This is a genomic window from Serratia sp. P2ACOL2 (assembly GCF_003691565.1).
GTDB classification, from domain to species: Bacteria; Pseudomonadota; Gammaproteobacteria; order Enterobacterales; family Enterobacteriaceae; genus Serratia; species Serratia liquefaciens.
Window position 1 is genome coordinate 5,244,308 of sequence record NZ_CP033162.1, and the last position, 17,515, is coordinate 5,261,822.

At 55.5% G+C, this 17,515-nt stretch carries 18 protein-coding genes; 11 read left to right on the forward strand and 7 right to left on the reverse strand.

Annotated features, from left to right (window positions below):
* Nucleotides 1-85: 85 nt before the first annotated feature.
* Both EBA31_RS25115 and rraA read left to right on the forward strand, forming a co-directional pair.
* The gene (locus EBA31_RS25115) at nucleotides 86-1,003 is read left to right on the forward strand and encodes a 1,4-dihydroxy-2-naphthoate polyprenyltransferase (protein ID WP_020837544.1); all 918 of its coding nucleotides are present in this window, start codon (nucleotides 86-88) and stop codon (nucleotides 1,001-1,003) included.
* Nucleotides 1,004-1,083: 80 nt separating this feature from the next.
* On the forward strand, nucleotides 1,084-1,569 hold the full coding sequence (gene rraA / locus EBA31_RS25120; RefSeq protein ID WP_020837546.1) for a ribonuclease E activity regulator RraA: 486 nt from the start codon (nucleotides 1,084-1,086) through the stop codon (nucleotides 1,567-1,569).
* Between the two features lie 56 nt (nucleotides 1,570-1,625).
* On the opposite strand, the gene zapB is transcribed toward rraA, so the two are convergent.
* Complete coding sequence (gene zapB / locus EBA31_RS25125) at nucleotides 1,626-1,865, reverse strand: septal ring assembly protein ZapB (RefSeq protein ID WP_020837547.1); 240 nt, start codon at nucleotides 1,863-1,865, stop codon at nucleotides 1,626-1,628.
* Nucleotides 1,866-2,404: 539 nt separating this feature from the next.
* On the opposite strand from zapB, the gene EBA31_RS25130 reads away from it, so the two are divergent.
* From EBA31_RS25130 to glpX, 3 genes are all read left to right on the forward strand, one after another.
* Nucleotides 2,405-3,250: an MIP/aquaporin family protein gene (locus EBA31_RS25130; RefSeq protein ID WP_122080452.1), complete on the forward strand. Its 846-nt coding sequence runs from the start codon at nucleotides 2,405-2,407 to the stop codon at nucleotides 3,248-3,250.
* A 43-nt stretch (nucleotides 3,251-3,293) separates the two neighbouring features.
* Nucleotides 3,294-4,802 carry a glycerol kinase GlpK gene (gene glpK / locus EBA31_RS25135; RefSeq protein ID WP_020837549.1) on the forward strand — a complete coding sequence of 503 codons (1,509 nt, stop codon included), beginning with the start codon at nucleotides 3,294-3,296 and terminating at the stop codon, nucleotides 4,800-4,802.
* Nucleotides 4,803-4,933: 131 nt separating this feature from the next.
* Nucleotides 4,934-5,944, forward strand: coding sequence for a class II fructose-bisphosphatase (glpX, locus tag EBA31_RS25140; RefSeq protein WP_020837550.1), 1,011 nt, complete (start codon nucleotides 4,934-4,936; stop codon nucleotides 5,942-5,944).
* Nucleotides 5,945-6,182: 238 nt separating this feature from the next.
* Here the strand turns inward: glpX and emrD are convergent, their stop codons facing one another.
* Nucleotides 6,183-7,367, reverse strand: a complete 1,185-nt coding sequence (gene emrD, locus EBA31_RS25150) for a multidrug efflux MFS transporter EmrD (protein WP_020837551.1) — start codon at nucleotides 7,365-7,367, stop codon at nucleotides 6,183-6,185.
* Nucleotides 7,368-7,663: 296 nt separating this feature from the next.
* Between emrD and EBA31_RS25155 the strand changes: the two genes are divergently transcribed.
* Together EBA31_RS25155 and fpr are read left to right on the forward strand one after the other, a co-directional pair.
* Nucleotides 7,664-8,287, forward strand: coding sequence for a metalloregulator ArsR/SmtB family transcription factor (locus tag EBA31_RS25155; RefSeq protein ID WP_122080454.1), 624 nt, complete (start codon nucleotides 7,664-7,666; stop codon nucleotides 8,285-8,287).
* A 3-nt stretch (nucleotides 8,288-8,290) separates the two neighbouring features.
* Nucleotides 8,291-9,037, forward strand: a complete 747-nt coding sequence (gene fpr, locus EBA31_RS25160; RefSeq protein ID WP_122080455.1) for a ferredoxin--NADP(+) reductase — start codon at nucleotides 8,291-8,293, stop codon at nucleotides 9,035-9,037.
* Nucleotides 9,038-9,053: 16 nt separating this feature from the next.
* Here fpr and EBA31_RS25165 read toward each other — a convergent pair whose 3' ends face one another.
* Nucleotides 9,054-9,479, reverse strand: a complete 426-nt coding sequence (locus EBA31_RS25165; protein ID WP_041415101.1) for a DUF805 domain-containing protein — start codon at nucleotides 9,477-9,479, stop codon at nucleotides 9,054-9,056.
* Nucleotides 9,480-9,678: 199 nt separating this feature from the next.
* Between EBA31_RS25165 and EBA31_RS25170 the strand changes: the two genes are divergently transcribed.
* Both EBA31_RS25170 and tpiA read left to right on the forward strand, forming a co-directional pair.
* The gene (locus EBA31_RS25170) at nucleotides 9,679-10,269 is read left to right on the forward strand and encodes a DUF1454 family protein (protein WP_020837562.1); all 591 of its coding nucleotides are present in this window, start codon (nucleotides 9,679-9,681) and stop codon (nucleotides 10,267-10,269) included.
* 127 nt (nucleotides 10,270-10,396) lie between these two features.
* Nucleotides 10,397-11,164, forward strand: coding sequence for a triose-phosphate isomerase (gene tpiA / locus EBA31_RS25175; protein WP_041415104.1), 768 nt, complete (start codon nucleotides 10,397-10,399; stop codon nucleotides 11,162-11,164).
* Between the two features lie 68 nt (nucleotides 11,165-11,232).
* Here tpiA and EBA31_RS25180 read toward each other — a convergent pair whose 3' ends face one another.
* The 4 genes from EBA31_RS25180 to cpxP all read right to left on the reverse strand — a co-directional run bounded on the left by EBA31_RS25180 (nucleotide 11,233) and on the right by cpxP (nucleotide 15,294).
* The gene (locus EBA31_RS25180) at nucleotides 11,233-12,222 is read right to left on the reverse strand and encodes a sulfate ABC transporter substrate-binding protein (protein ID WP_046375108.1); all 990 of its coding nucleotides are present in this window, start codon (nucleotides 12,220-12,222) and stop codon (nucleotides 11,233-11,235) included.
* A gap of 192 nt (nucleotides 12,223-12,414) precedes the next feature.
* On the reverse strand, nucleotides 12,415-13,377 hold the full coding sequence (gene pfkA / locus EBA31_RS25185) for a 6-phosphofructokinase (protein ID WP_020837567.1): 963 nt from the start codon (nucleotides 13,375-13,377) through the stop codon (nucleotides 12,415-12,417).
* Nucleotides 13,378-13,609: 232 nt separating this feature from the next.
* On the reverse strand, nucleotides 13,610-14,512 hold the full coding sequence (gene fieF, locus EBA31_RS25190) for a CDF family cation-efflux transporter FieF (RefSeq protein WP_122080456.1): 903 nt from the start codon (nucleotides 14,510-14,512) through the stop codon (nucleotides 13,610-13,612).
* A gap of 287 nt (nucleotides 14,513-14,799) precedes the next feature.
* Nucleotides 14,800-15,294 carry a cell-envelope stress modulator CpxP gene (cpxP, locus tag EBA31_RS25195; RefSeq protein ID WP_041415106.1) on the reverse strand — a complete coding sequence of 165 codons (495 nt, stop codon included), beginning with the start codon at nucleotides 15,292-15,294 and terminating at the stop codon, nucleotides 14,800-14,802.
* 148 nt (nucleotides 15,295-15,442) lie between these two features.
* Between cpxP and cpxR the strand changes: the two genes are divergently transcribed.
* A complete protein-coding gene (cpxR, locus tag EBA31_RS25200) occupies nucleotides 15,443-16,141 on the forward strand; it encodes an envelope stress response regulator transcription factor CpxR (protein WP_004953234.1) in 699 nt (232 codons plus the stop codon).
* On the forward strand, nucleotides 16,138-17,511 hold the full coding sequence (gene cpxA, locus EBA31_RS25205; protein WP_020837572.1) for an envelope stress sensor histidine kinase CpxA: 1,374 nt from the start codon (nucleotides 16,138-16,140) through the stop codon (nucleotides 17,509-17,511). Before cpxR ends, cpxA begins: the two co-directional genes overlap by 4 nt.
* Nucleotides 17,512-17,515: the final 4 nt, after the last annotated feature.

Sequence of the window (17,515 nt, forward strand, 5' to 3'; positions counted from 1 at the left end):
AATCATGTCCAGTCAGTCATCTGTGGGAGGCATTGCCTCCCACAATTATTTCTAACGGACACAGCCACTAACTCTGAAGCGAAAAATGAGCTCATCAACTACCACCTCCCCGGCCAGAGCCTGGCTTGAAAGTTTACGACCGCGCACCCTGCCGCTGGCCTTTGCCTCGATCGTCGTCGGTTCCGCCATTGCCGCCTGGCAAGGCAGCCTGAAACCCGGCGTGGCGCTGCTGGCACTCCTGACTGCTGGCCTGCTGCAAATCCTCTCCAACCTGGCGAACGACTATGGCGATGCGGTAAAAGGCAGCGATAAAGAAGATCGCATCGGGCCGTTGCGCGGCATGCAGAAAGGCATGATCACCCAGGCACAAATGAAGCGCGCGCTGGTGGTGACGGTAGTGTTGATCGCGATTGCCGGCTGTTCATTGATCGCCGTGGCCTGCGAACAACCCAGCGACGTGGTGGGCTTCCTGGTGCTGGGCGGGCTGTCTATCGTCGCCGCCATTACCTATACCGTCGGCACCAAACCCTATGGCTATCTGGGGCTGGGTGACATTTCGGTGCTGGTGTTCTTTGGCTGGCTGAGCGTGGCGGGCACCTACTACCTGCAAACCCATGCGTTCGACAGTATCGTGATGTTGCCGGCCACGGCCTGCGGCCTGCTGGCCACCGCGGTGCTGAACATCAATAATTTGCGCGATATCGAAAGCGACCGCGCCAACGGCAAAAATACGCTGGCGGTACGCCTTGGGCCACAGAATGCACGCTATTACCACGTGGCGCTGCTGATCGGCGCAGTAGCCTGCTTCGCGCTGTTCACGCTGCTTAACCTGCATAGCCCGTGGGGCTGGCTGTTTGTCCTGGCTATCCCGTTACTGGTGCGCCACGGCCTGCGCGTGTTACGCGATCCAACGCCGGCAGGCATGCGCCCGATGCTGGAACATATGGTCAAAGCGGCGCTGTTGGCCAATGTGTTGTTCGCGATTGGCGTGGTGCTCAGTTAGCCATCGAACTGATGATTTTGCCAACAGGGCGGATAAAGGGATATACTGGTTATTCCAGCGGCAAACAGACGTAAAATCCTATGAAATACGATACTTCCGAACTTTGCGACATCTATCATGAAGAGGTAAACGTTGTTGAACCTCTATTCTCCAATTTTGGCGGGCGTACTTCATTTGGCGGGCAAATCACTACGGTGAAATGCTTTGAGGATAACGGCCTGTTATTCGAGCTGCTTGAAGAAAACGGTCGCGGCCGTGTTCTGGTGATTGATGGCGGTGGTTCGGTTCGCCGTGCCCTGATCAACGCAGAACTGGCGCGCCTGGCTACCCAGAACGAATGGGAAGGCATCGTGGTTTACGGTGCGGTACGCCAGGTGGACGATCTGGAAGAACTGGACATCGGCATTCAGGCGATGGCGGCCATTCCGGTCGGCGCAGCCAGTGAAAGCATCGGCGAAAGCGACATCCGCGTAAACTTTGGCGGCGTGACCTTCTTCTCCGGCGATCATCTGTATGCCGACAACACCGGTATTATTCTGTCCGAAGACCCGCTCGATATCGAGTAATCTTCCGACATGAAAAAGGGCGCCTCAGGCGCCCTTTTCGATCGTGCAATACGGAATCAGACTTCTTCCATTTTGCCCAACAGCGCGCGCAGGCGGTCTTGCCATACGTGCTGCTCTTCTTTCAGTTGCTGGTTCTCGCGTACCAGCGATTCCTGGTTGCCGGAGGCAGCCTGAACTTCCTGAGACAGAGTATTGTTTTTTTCTTTCAGCTCTTCAATTTCCATCTGCAGCAGGGTGATGGTATCGATCGCCTGCTGAACTTTTGATTCCAATTTCTCAAATACTTCAAATGACATTCTTCAGTCCCCTCATGATAGCAAGGCGTACATCTATAGGTAACGGCCGCAACTCAGGTTGCAACTGCTGCGAATATGCATCGCGCCAAGTGACACACGCTTTTATTGAAAATAACGCGCCTGTCTCGATAAAACGCTTCTTTCGATAAAAACGATTGTAAGTAGCCTGTCCCCGGCTGTCTAGCAACATCCGGCTCATCGCGCAGTCTGTTGCAATTTTCCTGCCCCCACCATCAGCAAAAACCGAAAATGCCTCTCGGTCATAAATTGATTTGTTAACAGTCGGGGATAAAAGCACTGGTCAGATCACAGTTTTATGGAGCAGAAAGAACACAGAACGACGCGAATTCGCTCAATTTTATGACGAAGCACACACATTTTGATTTCGCTATTTCTCGTTTATGTTCGTTAACGATAAATTTACATCACGTCCTCAATTAATAATTGGACGAGATGAAAAAAACTGTACCCCTAGGACGGATCGATACACCTTCCGAGCCTATAAACCTATAACCGCCGTTTTGCAGGACAACAACATTATGAGCCAAACCACCAGTCCGACCCTAAAAGGCCAGTGCATCGCTGAGTTCCTCGGCACCGGTCTGTTGATCTTTTTTGGCGTAGGCTGCGTTGCCGCGCTGAAACTGGCAGGCGCCAGCTTCGGCCAATGGGAAATCAGTATCATTTGGGGCCTGGGCGTCGCCATGGCCATCTATCTGACCGCTGCCATCTCCGGCGCGCACCTCAACCCGGCCGTGACCATTGCGCTGTGGTTGTTCGCCTGCTTTGACGGACGCAAAGTACTGCCTTACATTGTCGCGCAGATCGCCGGAGCCTTCTGTGCAGCAGCCCTGGTCTACGGGTTGTACTACAACCTGTTCTTCGATTTCGAAGCGGCCAATCATATGGTACGCGGCAGCGACGAAAGCCTGGCCCTGGCCGGCATCTTCTCTACCTACCCGAATGCGCACATTTCCGTTGGCCAGGCGTTCCTGGTTGAAACGGTCATTACCGCAATCCTGATGTGCCTGATCCTGGCACTGACCGATGACGGTAACGGCATCCCGCGCGGCCCGCTGGCCCCGCTGTTGATCGGTATTCTGATTGCCGTGATCGGCGCCTCTATGGGACCATTAACCGGCTTTGCGCTGAACCCGGCGCGTGACTTCGGTCCGAAAATGTTCGCTTATCTGGCCGGCTGGGGCAAAGTGGCCTTCACCGGTGCACGTGATATTCCGTACTTCCTGGTGCCAATCTTTGGTCCAATCATCGGTGCCTGCCTGGGTGCCTTCGGCTACCGCATGCTCATTGGCCGCAATCTGCCGTGTGACGTTTGTGTAGGCGAAGAACAACCCGCCGCCAAGGCCCAGCAGCGTAAAGCGTGATTGGCACAGTTTTAAAACGGTTAACAACAGCAGGACTAAGATCATGACTGTAGAAAAAAAATACATTGTCGCTCTCGACCAGGGTACCACCAGTTCACGTGCCGTAGTACTCGACCACGATGCCAACATTGTTGCGGTATCCCAGCGCGAGTTCACGCAGATTTACCCAAAAGCCGGCTGGGTTGAGCATGATCCTATGGAGATCTGGTCATCACAGAGCTCCACGCTGGTGGAAGTGCTGGCGAAAGCCGATATCAATTCCGATCAGATCGCCGGTATCGGCATCACCAACCAGCGTGAAACCACCATCGTCTGGGAAAAAGAGACCGGCAAACCGATTTACAACGCCATCGTCTGGCAATGCCGCCGCACCGCCGACATCTGCGAAAAGCTCAAGCGTGACGGCCTGGAAGAGTACATCCGTCACAATACCGGCCTGGTGGTTGACCCATACTTCTCCGGCACCAAGGTAAAATGGATCCTCGACAACGTTGAAGGCGCCCGCGAACGCGCCAAACGCGGCGAGCTGCTGTTCGGTACCGTCGATACCTGGCTGGTGTGGAAAATGACCCAAGGGCGGGTGCATGTGACCGATTACACCAACGCCTCACGTACCATGATGTTCAACATCCATGAGCTGGATTGGGATGACCGCATGCTGGAAGCGCTGGATATCCCACGCGCCATGCTGCCTAAAGTCCGTCCTTCTTCTGAAGTGTATGGCCAGACCAACATCGGTGGTAAAGGCGGTACGCGTATTCCTATCGCCGGTATCGCCGGTGACCAGCAGGCGGCGCTGTACGGCCAACTGTGTGTTCAACCGGGCATGGCGAAAAACACCTACGGTACCGGCTGCTTCCTGCTGATGAACACCGGTAAAGAAGCGGTACGCTCAAGCCACGGCCTGTTGACCACCATCGCCTGCGGCCCACGCGGCGAAGTGAATTACGCACTGGAAGGTGCTGTGTTCATCGGCGGTGCTTCTATCCAGTGGTTGCGCGACGAACTGAAACTGATCAGCGATGCGGCCGACTCCGAGTACTTCGCCACCAAGGTGAAAGACAGCAACGGCGTGTATGTGGTCCCGGCCTTCACCGGCCTGGGCGCTCCTTACTGGGACCCGTATGCCCGTGGCGCGATCTTCGGCCTGACCCGCGGCGCGAACAGCAACCACATCATCCGTGCAACGCTGGAATCCATTGCGTATCAGACGCGCGACGTGCTGGATGCCATGCAGGCAGACTCCAATACCCGTCTGCAATCGCTGCGTGTGGACGGTGGCGCGGTCGCCAACAACTTCCTGATGCAGTTCCAGTCAGACATCCTCGGTACCCGTGTCGAGCGCCCTGAAGTGCGTGAATCGACTGCGCTGGGTGCCGCATTCCTGGCGGGCCTGGCTATCGGCTACTGGAATGACCTGGATGAGGTGAAGAGCAAGGCGGTTATCGAACGCGAGTTCCGTCCAAGCATTGAAACCACCGAGCGTAACTTCCGTTATAGCGGCTGGAAAAAAGCGGTTGCCCGCGCACAAGCGTGGGAAGAGCACGACTAACGCTGTTTTGCTTGGTTAACCTGATCACGCGCTGCCTTCGGGCGGCGCGTTTTTTTTGCCCCGCCCCCGCCGTCGCCCGCTGTGATAAACTTTGCCGATATTTTCTTCCTTTCTCACAGACAGGTTTTGCCATGAAACGTGAATTAGCCATCGAATTTTCCCGTGTTACCGAAGCCGCCGCGCTGGCGGGCTACAAATGGCTGGGACGCGGCGACAAGAATGCCGCCGACGGCGCCGCGGTCAACGCAATGCGCATTATGCTCAACAAAGTGGATATCGATGGCCGCATCGTGATCGGCGAAGGCGAAATTGATGAAGCACCGATGCTGTATATCGGCGAGCAGGTCGGCAGCGGTCAGGGCGATGCGGTAGATATCGCGGTCGACCCGATTGAAGGTACCCGCATGACCGCCATGGGCCAGCCCAATGCATTGGCGGTGCTGGCGGTCGGCGATCGCGGCACCTTCCTGCACGCGCCGGACATGTATATGGAAAAACTGGTGGTTGGCCCGGCGGCACGCGGCGCTATCGATCTTAACCTGCCGCTGGCGGAAAATCTGAATAAGGTGGCGGCCTGCCTGGGCAAACCGCTGACTCAACTGACCGTGGTCATTCTGGCCAAGCCGCGTCACGACGGCGTTATCGCCCAGATGCAACAACTCGGGGTTCGCGTATTTGCCATTCCTGACGGTGACGTAGCAGCTTCTATTCTGACCTGTATGCCTGACAGCGAAGTCGACGTGATGTACGGCATCGGCGGCGCGCCTGAAGGGGTAATTTCTGCCGCGGTGATCCGCGCATTGGATGGCGATATGCAGGCTCGCCTGCTGCCACGCCATCAGGTGAAAGGCGACAGCGCCGAAAATCGCCGTATTGGCGAAGAAGAGTTGGCACGCTGCAAAGCGATGGGCATCGAAGCCGGCAAAGTGCTGGTGTTGGATGACATGGCGCGCAACGACAACGTTATTTTCTCCGCAACCGGCATCACCAAGGGCGACCTGTTGGAAGGCATCAGCCGCCAGGGAAATATGGCCACCACGGAAACCCTGCTGATCCGCGGTAAATCACGCACTATCCGCCGCATTCGTTCGACCCATTATCTGGATCGCAAAGACCCGGCGCTGCACGAGTTCCTGCTGTAATGAAACAGGGCGCCGATTGGCGCCCTCAGACTGCTGACAAAGCCCGTTATTAGGGAGAGCGTGCCGATGGGGTCGTAGCGGCTTGCCCGCCGACCCATTTGCCGGGAGCAAATGGGAACGACTTCCAGTCGGCCCGTAGGGTGGGACACAAGGATGTGTCCCATAATGGCCCCTCGGTGCGCTAGGCCCGAGTATCTCGGGTCCACAGACCACTTTGTCATCAAACTCCCTACACGCTTTATGCGGTATGGCCCTGATGCTGCATTCGATTCGACAGCGGCCACCAGCACAGCAATATCAGCAGCGCCATGGCAAACATCAGCAGACCGAGGCTGAACTGCCCGGTTTGCGGCAGCATGGCAGAAAGCCAGGTCGCCAGGCCAGACCCCATATTCTGCATACCACCGACCAATGCCCCCGCCGCGCCGGCCAGATAGGGGAACGGCTCCATCGCACCGGTGGTGGCCAACGGGAACATCATCCCCGCGCCGAAGAAGAACAGCGCAGCCGGCACAATCAGCGTCCAGATGTTCATCACCCCAAACCAGCCCGGGATCCACATCATCAGACCCGCCAACAGGCAGCTGATAACCGAATGCCACACCAGAGTATGGAAGGTTTTACCGTCGCGACCAGCATACCAGGCGCCAAAGAACGCCGCCGGGATCGGCAGAATAAACAGCAGACTGACGGTCAGGCCACTCAGACCCAGCACGCCACCCATCAACACGCCACAGCTGGCTTCAAATACGGCGATCCCCGCCAGCGCACCAATCAGCATGACCAGATAACAACTGAACGTGCCGTCAGCCAGCAGCTTGCGGAAACTTGCCAGCATACGCCGCTTTTCGGTTTGCTGCGGCCGGGTTTCCGGCAGCCAGCGGAACATGGAGAAGGCTACACCGGCGCACAATACCAACAGGAAGGCATAACAGGCGCGCCAACCAAAGAGCATCGCCAACGCACCGCCGATGATCGGTGCCAACAGCGGACTCACCAGGATGCCCATATTAAGCAGGCTATTGGCATACCGCAACGAAGTGCCGGCATACAGGTCGCGCGGCATGGTACGCGCCATCACCCCCGCCACGCCGGTGCCCATCCCCTGAATGGCGCTGGCGGCAACCAGCATCGTCAGGCTGTTGGACAACAGCGCGCCCAGGGCCCCCATCAGGAAGATCATCATCCCGGCCAGGATCACCGGACGGCGGCCTATGCGGTCCGACAACGGGCCGTAAATCAGCTGCGAGAACCCGTAGGTCATCAGATACGCCGCCATCACGCGCTGCACTGCGCCGGAGCGCACCGACAGATCCTTGGCGATATCAGCAATAACAGGAACATAAATGGTTTGTGCCATCTGACCGACGGCCACCAACAGGATAAGCATCACCAGCAGGTGAAAGTTTTCTATTTTTCTCATTATCTTCGTTAACGTTTTAACTCGTCACAGCGTCCCGGTATGGCCCCACTTTCAGCCAGAACGGCGAGCAGCTCTCTATGGCGGCATAAGCTAACAAATCTGATTTTTTTAGCGAGTTTCAGACAGATATTGATCTGCGTCACAGTGGCAGCAAAGGCAACCAGCCTCGTAAATTAAACTGTACGTCTACCGCTTAAGGGTTAAAAAGGGTAAATTTTCAGTAGTTTAGCTTTAGCATTTAATCGATAATTATTTTCATCATCTTGAAATAAAATAACACCATAGGGATTTGGACAATGAAGACACCAGAGCTGATTTTATTGCAGTTAAAAACCCTGGGGCCACACTCCGCCAAAATGCTGGCCGAGCATCTGGATATCACCCCCATGGGCATTCGTCAGCATCTGCAATCCCTGGAAAAACGTGAGCTGGTTTGTTATGAGGAAGCGCGCACCAAAGTGGGCCGCCCGACGCGCTACTGGTCGCTGACCCATGAGGGACACAGCCGGTTTGCCGATGGTCACGATACTTTGGCGACGACGTTGTTGGATTCCGCCCATCAGCTGTTTGGCACTGAAGCGGTTGAACAGTTACTCAGTGCGCGCGAAGAAAAACTTTATCAGCGCTATGCCGAAGAGCTGTCGGAAGAGACTTGTCATCAGGCGAAACTCGCCCGGTTAGTGCGTCTGCGGCAACACGATGGCTACATGGCCGAACTGCTTGAGCATCCGCAAGGCGTGCTGCTGGTGGAAAACCACTGCCCCATCGGCGTAGCGGCCACCGCCTGCAGCAGCCTGTGCAACTCGGAGCTGCAGCTGTTTCACCGCCTGTTTGGCCACGGCTATCGTATAGAGCGTACTGCGCATGCTATTTCCGGCTCACGACATTGCGCTTATTTGATTCGACCATTGGAGCTTTAGAGTATGGCTGATTGGGTTAATGGCAAGGTTACGCAAGTCAAACAATGGACCGACGGGCTGTTCAGCATTATCGTCGACGCCCCCATAGATCCCTTTATTGCCGGGCAGTTTGCCAAGCTGGCGCTGGAAGTTGACGGCGAACGCGTGCAGCGCGCCTATTCTTACGTCAACGCCCCCAGCGATCCGAATCTGGAGTTTTACCTGGTTACCGTGCCGGAAGGCAAACTGAGCCCACGGCTCAATCAGCTACAGCCGGGTTCGGACGTGATGGTGACCAAAGAGGCCGCCGGATTTTTCGTGCTGGACGAGGTGCCGGAATGCGACACCCTGTGGATGTTGGCCACCGGTACCGCCATCGGCCCTTACCTGTCGATTCTGCAGGAAGGCAAAGGCCTGGAGCGCTTCAAAAACCTGGTGCTGGTGCATGCCGCACGCTTTGCGCGCGATCTCAGCTACCTGCCGCTGATGCAGCAGTTGCAACAGCGTTACAATGGCAAACTGCGCATTCAAACCATCGTCAGCCGTGAAGAAGTCCCCGGCTCGCTGACGGGACGCGTACCCGCGCTGATTGAGGATGGCCGGCTGGAAGCGGCGGTAGGCTTGACCCTCGATGCCGAAACTGACCACGTCATGCTGTGCGGTAACCCGCAAATGGTGCGCGATACCCAGCAAACGCTGAAAGATCAGCGCCAGATGCGCAAGCACCTGCGCCGCAAACCGGGCCATATCACCAGCGAACACTATTGGTAATTGATAGCCTCTGGTTTTAATCCGCGCCGAACTTGACGGGTTTGGCCGGCGGACCAAAACGATTATCCTCGGGCGTGCCGACAAACGCGCCCAAATCGATCATCATCATCACAATGATCAACGTCGGGATAAAACGCCCCACGCCCCACTGCCAAACCGGCGCCAGCATTTGCCAGTTACCCGCCGCCAGCAACCAAGCCACAATCAGTAACAACGCCCACCAACCGGCTTTATTGCGGTCATGCAAACGCTTCACCAGCACCGCCGCCGTTGGCCACAGCAGCCCAACGATAAAAAAGGCGATGGTTTGGATATCCACCAGCTTATTGCTGGCGAGTGAAAAAGCCACCGCCATCAGCACTACCCACAGCACCATCCAAATCCAGAAATCACGCCGCCCAATTCGGCCCTTAAACGAAAAACACCACTGTTGTATTGTCATTGAATCCTGCGTTGTTTGCCTGCCCATATTCTGCCGTGCAGTGTAACATAGGCGCTGCCGGGCGAAGATTTCTGCCCTGCATTACGCGGAGTAACGCACAGCTTTCTTGTCAGCGAGCGATAATGGCGCGGGATCTTTGACACCCCCCTCTGTTCTCGCTTTAATCGGAGCCATCTTTGTCATTGATGCCGTGTATACCATGCTGAGAAAAACCATCGCCATTGCCTGCCTGTTGCTGGGCATCGGCAGCGCCTGGGCCGATCCGCCGGATGCCCCCGCCAACGCTTCGCCTACCGCGCCCTACCTGCTGGCCGGAGCGCCAACGTTTGATCTGACGGTGGTGAAGTTCCGCGAAAAATATAACCGCGATAACCCGACGCTACCGATCGGCGAATTCCGCGCTATTGCCACCACCGAAGACGATACGCCGCTGTTGACGCGCGCTGCCAGCAAGCTAAATGAAAATCTCTATGCCTCAACCGCGCTGGAAAAAGGCACCGGAAAAATCAAAACGCTGCAAATTACCCACCTGCCGCTACAGCAGAGCAACGAAGAAAAAGCCGCTCGCACCATTGCCGTCAGCTATATGGCCGCGTTGATGCGCCAGTTTGAACCGACGCTGACGGTGGAAAAAAGCCTGAGTAAAGTGGCCAACCTGCTGGAAAAAGGCAAAGGCCAGCGCTTTTACCAACAGCAGGTCGGCGCGATCCGCTATGTAGTGGCAGACAACGGCGATAAAGGAGTAACTTTCGCTGTTGAACCGGTTAAGCTGACGTTATCCGAGCCGTAACGGCAGGCTATTTAATGACAAAAAGCAAAGCCTTCGCGCTTAATCATCTCTATACTGTTGGGCAGGTAAACTGCCGGTCCGGCAGTGGTTATTTCGACTCTCGCGTTCCCTTGTTGGAGGAAAAAACATGCGTCATCCATTAGTTATGGGTAACTGGAAGCTTAACGGCAGCACTCACATGGTTAACGAACTGATCGCCGCTCTGCGCAATGAGCTGAGCAGCGTTGACGGCTGTGGCGTCGCTATCGCACCGCCTGTGATGTACCTGGACCAGGCGAAACACGCACTGGCCGGCAGCCGCATTGCTCTGGGCGCTCAAAACGTAGACGTGAACCTGTCCGGCGCATTCACCGGTGAAGTTTCCGCCGACATGCTGAAAGATATCGGTGCGCAATACATCATCATCGGCCACTCCGAGCGTCGTACTTACCACAAAGAAACCGATGCAGCGATCGCCGAGAAATTTGCCGTGCTGAAAAAAGCCGGCCTGATCCCAGTGCTGTGCATCGGTGAAACCGACGCAGAAAACGAAGCGGGTAAAACCGAAGAAGTTTGTGCACGCCAGATCGACGCCGTGCTGAAAACTCAGGGCGCAGAAGCCTTCAAAGGCGCCGTTATCGCTTATGAGCCAATCTGGGCTATCGGTACCGGTAAATCCGCCACCCCTGCGCAGGCTCAGGCAGTACACAAATTTATCCGCGATCACATCGCCAAACAGGACGCTGCAGTAGCTGCAGAAGTGATCATCCAGTACGGCGGTTCTGTGAACGATAAAAATGCCGCCGAGCTGTTCACCCAGCCGGACATCGACGGCGCGCTGGTTGGCGGCGCATCACTGAAAGCCGATGCTTTCGCTGTGATCGTCAAAGCCGCTGCCGCTGCTAAAAAAGCCTGATTTCTTTCTCTGGCTGCTAAATAAAAAACCCCGGCTTGCCGGGGTTTTTTATTATTGTCATCAAGGCATCAGCGTTTGCTGATTTCGTCGAACACACCGCCGGTGGCGAAGTGTACCTTCTGTGCCTGAGTCCAGCCGCCGAAGGTATCATCCACCGTGAACAGCTTCAGTTTCGGGAATTGCTCGGCAAACTTGGCCGCCACAGCCGCGTCACGCGGACGGTAGTAGTTTTTCGCCGCGATGGTTTGTCCTTCCGGCGTATACAGATATTTCAGGTAAGCCGTCGCCACATCACGGGTACCGCGCTTATCAACCACTTTATCCACCACCGAGACGGTCGGCTCCGCCAAAATCGATTCACTTGGGGTGATAATTTCAAACTTGTCTTTACCCAGCTCTTTCTCCGCCAGCAAAGCTTCGTTTTCCCAGGCGATCAGCACATCGCCAATACCACGCTCAACGAAGGTATTGGTTGAACCGCGTGCGCCGGAATCCAGCACTTCGACGTTCTTATACAGGTTTTTAACGAACTCCTGCGCTTTGGCCTGATCGTTATTGTTCTGGTGTAGTGCGTAACCCCAGGCCGCCAGATAGTTCCAGCGTGCACCCCCGGAAGTTTTCGGGTTCGGGGTGATCACCGAGACGCCCGGCTTAATCAGATCTGGCCAGTCGTGAATTTGTTTTGGGTTGCCTTTACGCACCAGAAATACAATGGTCGAGGTATAAGGTGCCGAGTTGTCCGGCAGGCGTTTGATCCAATCTTTATCGATGCGTCCGCGTTCGGCAATGGCATCCACGTCATAGGCTAGCGCCAGCGTGACCACATCGGCTTCAATGCCGTTAATCACCGAGGTCGCCTGTTTGCCGGAGCCGCCATGTGACTGACGTACCGTCACTTTATCGCCGGTCTGCTGCTGCCAATATTTACCGAATGCGGTGTTATATTCCTGATAGAACTCGCGTGTCGGGTCGTACGAAACGTTCAGCAGTTGGATATCTTTCGCCATGGCGCCGGACGCCAACAGCATTATTGTCAGACCTACACCCCATTTACGCATACGCATCGACTCGCTCTCCCAGGAAAATTAATCACAACCTCAATCGGTTGATTTAGCATCAGAGCCTGCCAGAAACTTTCCCGCCAATTAAAGAATAAAAAATGTTGGGCTAGACGATTATGGAATATAACTACCACGGGCATAAAAAAAGCCTCCGCGTGCGGAGGCTTCTCGAGCTGAATTAATGCGGGATCAGTACAGCTTTTTCGCTGTATCCAGCCAGTCGCCCTTGAACGGACGCTTCATGTTTTCGATCGCATCGATGATGTCGTGGTGCACCATCTTCTCGTTCTGGATACCGACGCAACGACCGCCGTAGCCCTGCAGTAGCAACTCAATCGCGTAAGCGCCCATGCGGGAAGCCAGAATACGGTCATAAGCTACCGGCGAGCCGCCGCGCTGTATGTGGCCCAGCACGGTCGCGCGGGTTTCACGCTTGGTTTCTTGTTCGATATGGCGAGCCAACTCATCGATATCGCAGATGTGTTCGGTGATCGCCACAATCGCGTGTTTTTTGCCTTTGGCAATACCGGCCTTGATTTCGCAGACCAGGTCTTCGCGGTTGAACTCGGTTTCAGGCAATACGATAAATTCACAACCACCGGCAATCGCCGCCGCCAGGGTCAGATCGCCACAGTAGCGCCCCATCACTTCAACGATGGAAATACGCTGATGAGAAGATGAGGTATCGCGCAGACGGTCAATAGCTTCCACGACGGTTTCTAGCGCGGTGAAGAAGCCGATGGTGTAGTCGGTACCGGCCACATCGTTATCGATGGTGCCTGGCAGGCCGATACAAGGGAAACCTTCTTCCGTCAGGCGTTTGGCGCCCATATAGGAACCGTCGCCGCCGATCACCACCAGCGCGTCAATACCGCGGTTTTTCAGATTCTCAATTGCCTTGGCGCGTACGCTGTCGTCTCTGAACTCAGGGAAGCGGGCTGAACCGAGGAAAGTGCCGCCGCGATTGATCATATCGGACACGCTATAGCGGTCCAATTGTTCCATGCGATCTTCGTACAAGCCAAGGTAGCCATCGTAAATACCAAAAACTTCCAGACCTTCCGAAAGTGCAGCACGCACAACGCCGCGGATTGCAGCGTTCATACCCGGCGAATCACCGCCACTCGTCAGTACACCGATTTTCTTGATCATGACTACCTCTGAACTGTAGATGCAATTTCTTAAGAATTCTGTATTCGCCGATTGTCTTGAAACCTCTCCGGCTGCAGAAAACCAGCTTTACGGCTTTATTGCTGGATATTATAGCAAAAACACCCAGCTGAATTGATTCAAGTCACGCAATATTGCGGTAAAAAAGCGTCATGGCACGCGGAGCTAATGCCATTATCTATCCGCTGTGCGAGTTCCCGTTGTCCTGCATTAATTATAGCTCCCAACACCCCTGTCGGCCCGCGGGCACTACAGAACAAGGATCCTGATGGATAAGAACATCAGCCCCCGGGAAACGGTGCAACAGCGCCTGTTCCACCTGTTCAGCCAGAATATGCGCCTGCATCAGCGGTAACGCATCGTCCATCTCCAGATGCAGCTGAATAAAACGCGTCGGACCGGACTGGCGAGTGCGTAGATCGTGCGCGCCTTTGACCCCAGGCCATGAGGAGATCACGTCGATAATCGCCTGGCGCTCGTTGTCCGGCAATGCCCGGTCCAGCAGCGATTGCACGGCTTCATAACCCATTCGCAGCGCGCTATAAAGAATGTAGACGCCTATTCCCAGTGCAAACAGCGCATCTGCCCGGTGAAAACCGTACCAGCTTAGCGCAAGCGCTATAAGAATAGCACTATTCATCATGACATCTGACTGATAATGCAGCATATCTGCTCGGACGGCCTGACTGCGAGTTTTTCTTACCACCCAACGCTGATAGGTGACCAACAGCAGGGTGCTGACCAACGCCACTATCGTCACGGCAATACCGATGCCAGGGTCACGCAAGGTTTCCGGTGAGTACAGATGCTGAAAACCGGTGAGAAACAAAAATAGCGCCGAACCAGAAATGAACATACTTTGCGCCAGCGCCGCCAACGATTCGGCCTTGCCGTGCCCGAAGGTATGTTCCTCATCGGCCGGCTGCAGCGAGTAACGTACCACCAGCAGGTTGGTCAACGACGCGGCAATATCCACCAGCGAATCCACCAGCGCGGCCAACAGGCTCACCGAACCGGTGCGGTACCAGGCGACAATTTTGATCAGTAACAGCGTTGAGGCCAAAACGGTGGCCGCTAACGCGGCGGATTTAACCAAACGCGCATATTGCGGTTCCATAACCCATCCCGGTTAAACGTTCAGAGGGTCAGTATAACGGAATGATGAGCAAAAAAGCCCTTCAGATAACCGTCGCCAACGCAGTGCATATCGCGAAGGGATGTCGCCATATCGATGCAAACAATCCGTGCGACCGGCGCTAAACGTCGTCATGGTCCATACTCTGTGGTTTAACCTTGCAGAGTTGCCTGGCGGGCTATCAAGCTGTAATTGATGGATAAAAAAAACCCCGCCATCATGGCGGGGGAAGACAGGGATGGTGTCTATGGCAAGGAAAAAACAGGGGACTACTCAGTCGTACTTAACTTCTGGGCAGAAGTTTGCTGCAAACCAGAAATCTGTTGCTCCATCTGCTGCATGCGCTGCTGATGTTTCTGGTCTAAAACGCTTTTTTGCTGTGGTGTCAGCAGGTTATACATTTGGTTGCGTACCCGGGCCATTTCGACCTGACGCTTAACCTGCTGCTGGGCCATCTGTTCCGCCTGGGCATACACGGCGGCTTCATCAAATTTGTCTGCGGTCACCAGCTTATGCATGGCTTCCATTTCAGCTACATTGACACCTGGCAGATCGTGGCGCGCCTGGCGCATTAAATCGCGCATTTGCTGGCGCTGTTGCTCAGTCAGGCTGACACCGTCAAACATGTGGTGTTGGCCAGGTGTTCTGGTGGTCGCATCGTTTCCGGGAGTCGGTGCAGTTTCCGATGTAGTGTCGGCAGCGAACGCAGCGGTAGAACCTATTGCCAGCATTGATGCCATAACTAATGCGGTCACCTTACGCATTTCAACTCCTCGTGCTTTCTCACTTTGCGAATCAACGAGGAGCAGTGTACTGCTGCACCTGCAAACATGCGTCAGTGCATGTAAAACTACGTAAAGTCATGGAATGCCAACAGTTGATGACGTATTTTGCGTCAGGAGGTAAAACATAATGAATAAAATTCTGTTAGTTGACGACGACCGCGAGCTGACCTCGCTGTTAAAAGAACTGCTTGAAATGGAAGGCTTTACCATCGTGGTTGCTTACGATGGCGAACAGGCGTTGTCGCTACTGGACAGCTCCATCGATCTGCTGCTGCTCGATATCATGATGCCGAAGAAAAACGGTATCGATACGTTGAAAGAGCTGCGTCAGCATCACCAGACGCCGGTCATCATGCTGACCGCCCGCGGCAGTGAACTTGACCGCGTATTGGGCCTGGAACTGGGCGCCGATGACTACCTGCCAAAACCCTTTAACGATCGCGAACTGGTGGCACGTATCCGCGCAATTCTGCGCCGTTCCAACTGGAGCGAACAACAGCAGAATGTCGATACCGGCGCACCAACGCTGGACGTAGACGGCCTGCAGCTCAATCCGGGTCGCCAGGAAGCCAGTTTCGACGGCCAAACGCTGGATCTCACCGGCACCGAATTTACCCTGCTGTACCTGCTGGCGCAGCACCTTGGTCAAGTGGTGTCACGCGAACTGCTGAGCCAGGAAGTACTGGGTAAACGGCTGACGCCTTTTGATCGCGCTATCGATATGCACATCTCCAACCTGCGACGTAAGCTGCCGAACCGCAAAGACGGTCATCCGTGGTTCAAAACGCTGCGTGGTCGGGGTTACTTAATGGTATCTGCAACATGATCAACAGTTTGACGGCACGCATCTTCGCCATTTTCTGGTTCACATTGGCTCTGGTGCTGATGTTGGTGTTGATGGTGCCCAAGTTAGACTCCCGCCAAATGACCTCGCTGCTGGACAGCGAACAGCGGCAAGGGCTGATGCTGGAACAACACGTAGAAGCCGAGTTGCAAAACGATCCGGCCAACGATCTGATGTGGTGGCGGCGCTTATTCCGCGCCATTGAAAAATGGGCACCGCCAGGGCAGCGCCTGCTGCTGGTCACCAGCGAAGGCCGGGTGATTGGCAACATGCAGCGCAACGAAATGCAGTTGGTGCGCAATTTTATCGGCCAATCCGATAACGCCGATCATCCGAAGAAGAAGAAATATGGCCGTGTCGAACTGGTCGGCCCTTTCTCGGTGCGGGATGGTGAAGACAACTACCAGCTGTACCTGATCCGCCCTGCCAACAGCCCACAATCCGATTTTATCAACCTGATGTTCGACCGGCCGCTGCTGCTGCTGATCGTCACTATGCTGATCAGCGCCCCCTTGCTGCTATGGCTGGCCTGGAGCCTGGCAAAACCGGCGCGCAAGCTGAAGAATGCGGCGGACGATGTCGCACGTGGCAACCTGAAACAGCATCCTGAGCTGGAGGCCGGGCCACAAGAGTTCCTGGCGACCGGCGCCAGTTTTAACCAAATGGTCAGCGCGTTGGAACGCATGATGACCGCTCAGCAACGGCTGATCTCCGATATTTCGCATGAGTTGCGCACGCCGCTGACCCGCCTGCAGTTGGCCACGGCATTAATGCGCCGTCGCCACGGCGAAGGGCACGAGCTGGCACGTATCGAAACCGAAGCACAGCGCCTGGACTCGATGATTAACGATTTACTGGTGTTGTCGCGTGGGCAACAGAAAAGTGAGTTGGTGCGTGAGCGCTTGCTGGCCAACGAACTGTGGGCCGACGTGCTGGACGACGCCAGCTTCGAAGCCGAACAAATGGGCAAACAGCTGGAGATCACCTCCCCTCCCGGCCCGTGGACCCTGTACGGTAACGCCGGTGCGCTGGATAGCGCGCTGGAAAATATCGTGCGTAATGCCCTGCGTTATTCGAACACCCATATTGCCGTGGCGTTCAGCGCAGACAACCAAGGCATCACCATTGTGGTCGACGACGACGGTCCCGGTGTCAGCGCGGAAGATCGCGAGCAAATATTCCGACCGTTCTATCGAACCGATGAAGCACGCGATCGCGCATCCGGCGGGACAGGTCTGGGCCTGGCCATCGTAGAGGCGGCGGTTAACCAGCACCGTGGCTGGGTGAAAGCGGAAGACAGTCCGCTCGGCGGCCTGCGTCTGGTGCTGTGGTTACCGCTCCACCAACGCTGATAGC

Bases quoted from the DNA above. Each gene is read 5' to 3' on its own strand.
- cpxA (WP_020837572.1), top strand. From the start codon at position 16,138: ATGATCAACAGTTTGACGGCACGCATCTTCGCCATTTTCTGGTTCACA.
- fieF (WP_122080456.1), bottom strand. From the start codon at position 14,512: ATGGAACCGCAATATGCGCGTTTGGTTAAATCCGCCGCGTTAGCGGCC.
- cpxP (WP_041415106.1), bottom strand. From the start codon at position 15,294: ATGCGTAAGGTGACCGCATTAGTTATGGCATCAATGCTGGCAATAGGT.
- emrD (WP_020837551.1), bottom strand. From the start codon at position 7,367: ATGAGAAAAATAGAAAACTTTCACCTGCTGGTGATGCTTATCCTGTTG.
- EBA31_RS25155 (WP_122080454.1), top strand. From the start codon at position 7,664: ATGAAGACACCAGAGCTGATTTTATTGCAGTTAAAAACCCTGGGGCCA.
- EBA31_RS25180 (WP_046375108.1), bottom strand. From the start codon at position 12,222: ATGCGTAAATGGGGTGTAGGTCTGACAATAATGCTGTTGGCGTCCGGC.
- EBA31_RS25115 (WP_020837544.1), top strand. From the start codon at position 86: ATGAGCTCATCAACTACCACCTCCCCGGCCAGAGCCTGGCTTGAAAGT.
- tpiA (WP_041415104.1), top strand. From the start codon at position 10,397: ATGCGTCATCCATTAGTTATGGGTAACTGGAAGCTTAACGGCAGCACT.
- cpxR (WP_004953234.1), top strand. From the start codon at position 15,443: ATGAATAAAATTCTGTTAGTTGACGACGACCGCGAGCTGACCTCGCTG.
- glpK (WP_020837549.1), top strand. From the start codon at position 3,294: ATGACTGTAGAAAAAAAATACATTGTCGCTCTCGACCAGGGTACCACC.
- rraA (WP_020837546.1), top strand. From the start codon at position 1,084: ATGAAATACGATACTTCCGAACTTTGCGACATCTATCATGAAGAGGTA.
- pfkA (WP_020837567.1), bottom strand. From the start codon at position 13,377: ATGATCAAGAAAATCGGTGTACTGACGAGTGGCGGTGATTCGCCGGGT.
- EBA31_RS25165 (WP_041415101.1), bottom strand. From the start codon at position 9,479: ATGACAATACAACAGTGGTGTTTTTCGTTTAAGGGCCGAATTGGGCGG.
- zapB (WP_020837547.1), bottom strand. From the start codon at position 1,865: ATGTCATTTGAAGTATTTGAGAAATTGGAATCAAAAGTTCAGCAGGCG.
- EBA31_RS25130 (WP_122080452.1), top strand. From the start codon at position 2,405: ATGAGCCAAACCACCAGTCCGACCCTAAAAGGCCAGTGCATCGCTGAG.
- EBA31_RS25170 (WP_020837562.1), top strand. From the start codon at position 9,679: ATGCTGAGAAAAACCATCGCCATTGCCTGCCTGTTGCTGGGCATCGGC.
- glpX (WP_020837550.1), top strand. From the start codon at position 4,934: ATGAAACGTGAATTAGCCATCGAATTTTCCCGTGTTACCGAAGCCGCC.
- fpr (WP_122080455.1), top strand. From the start codon at position 8,291: ATGGCTGATTGGGTTAATGGCAAGGTTACGCAAGTCAAACAATGGACC.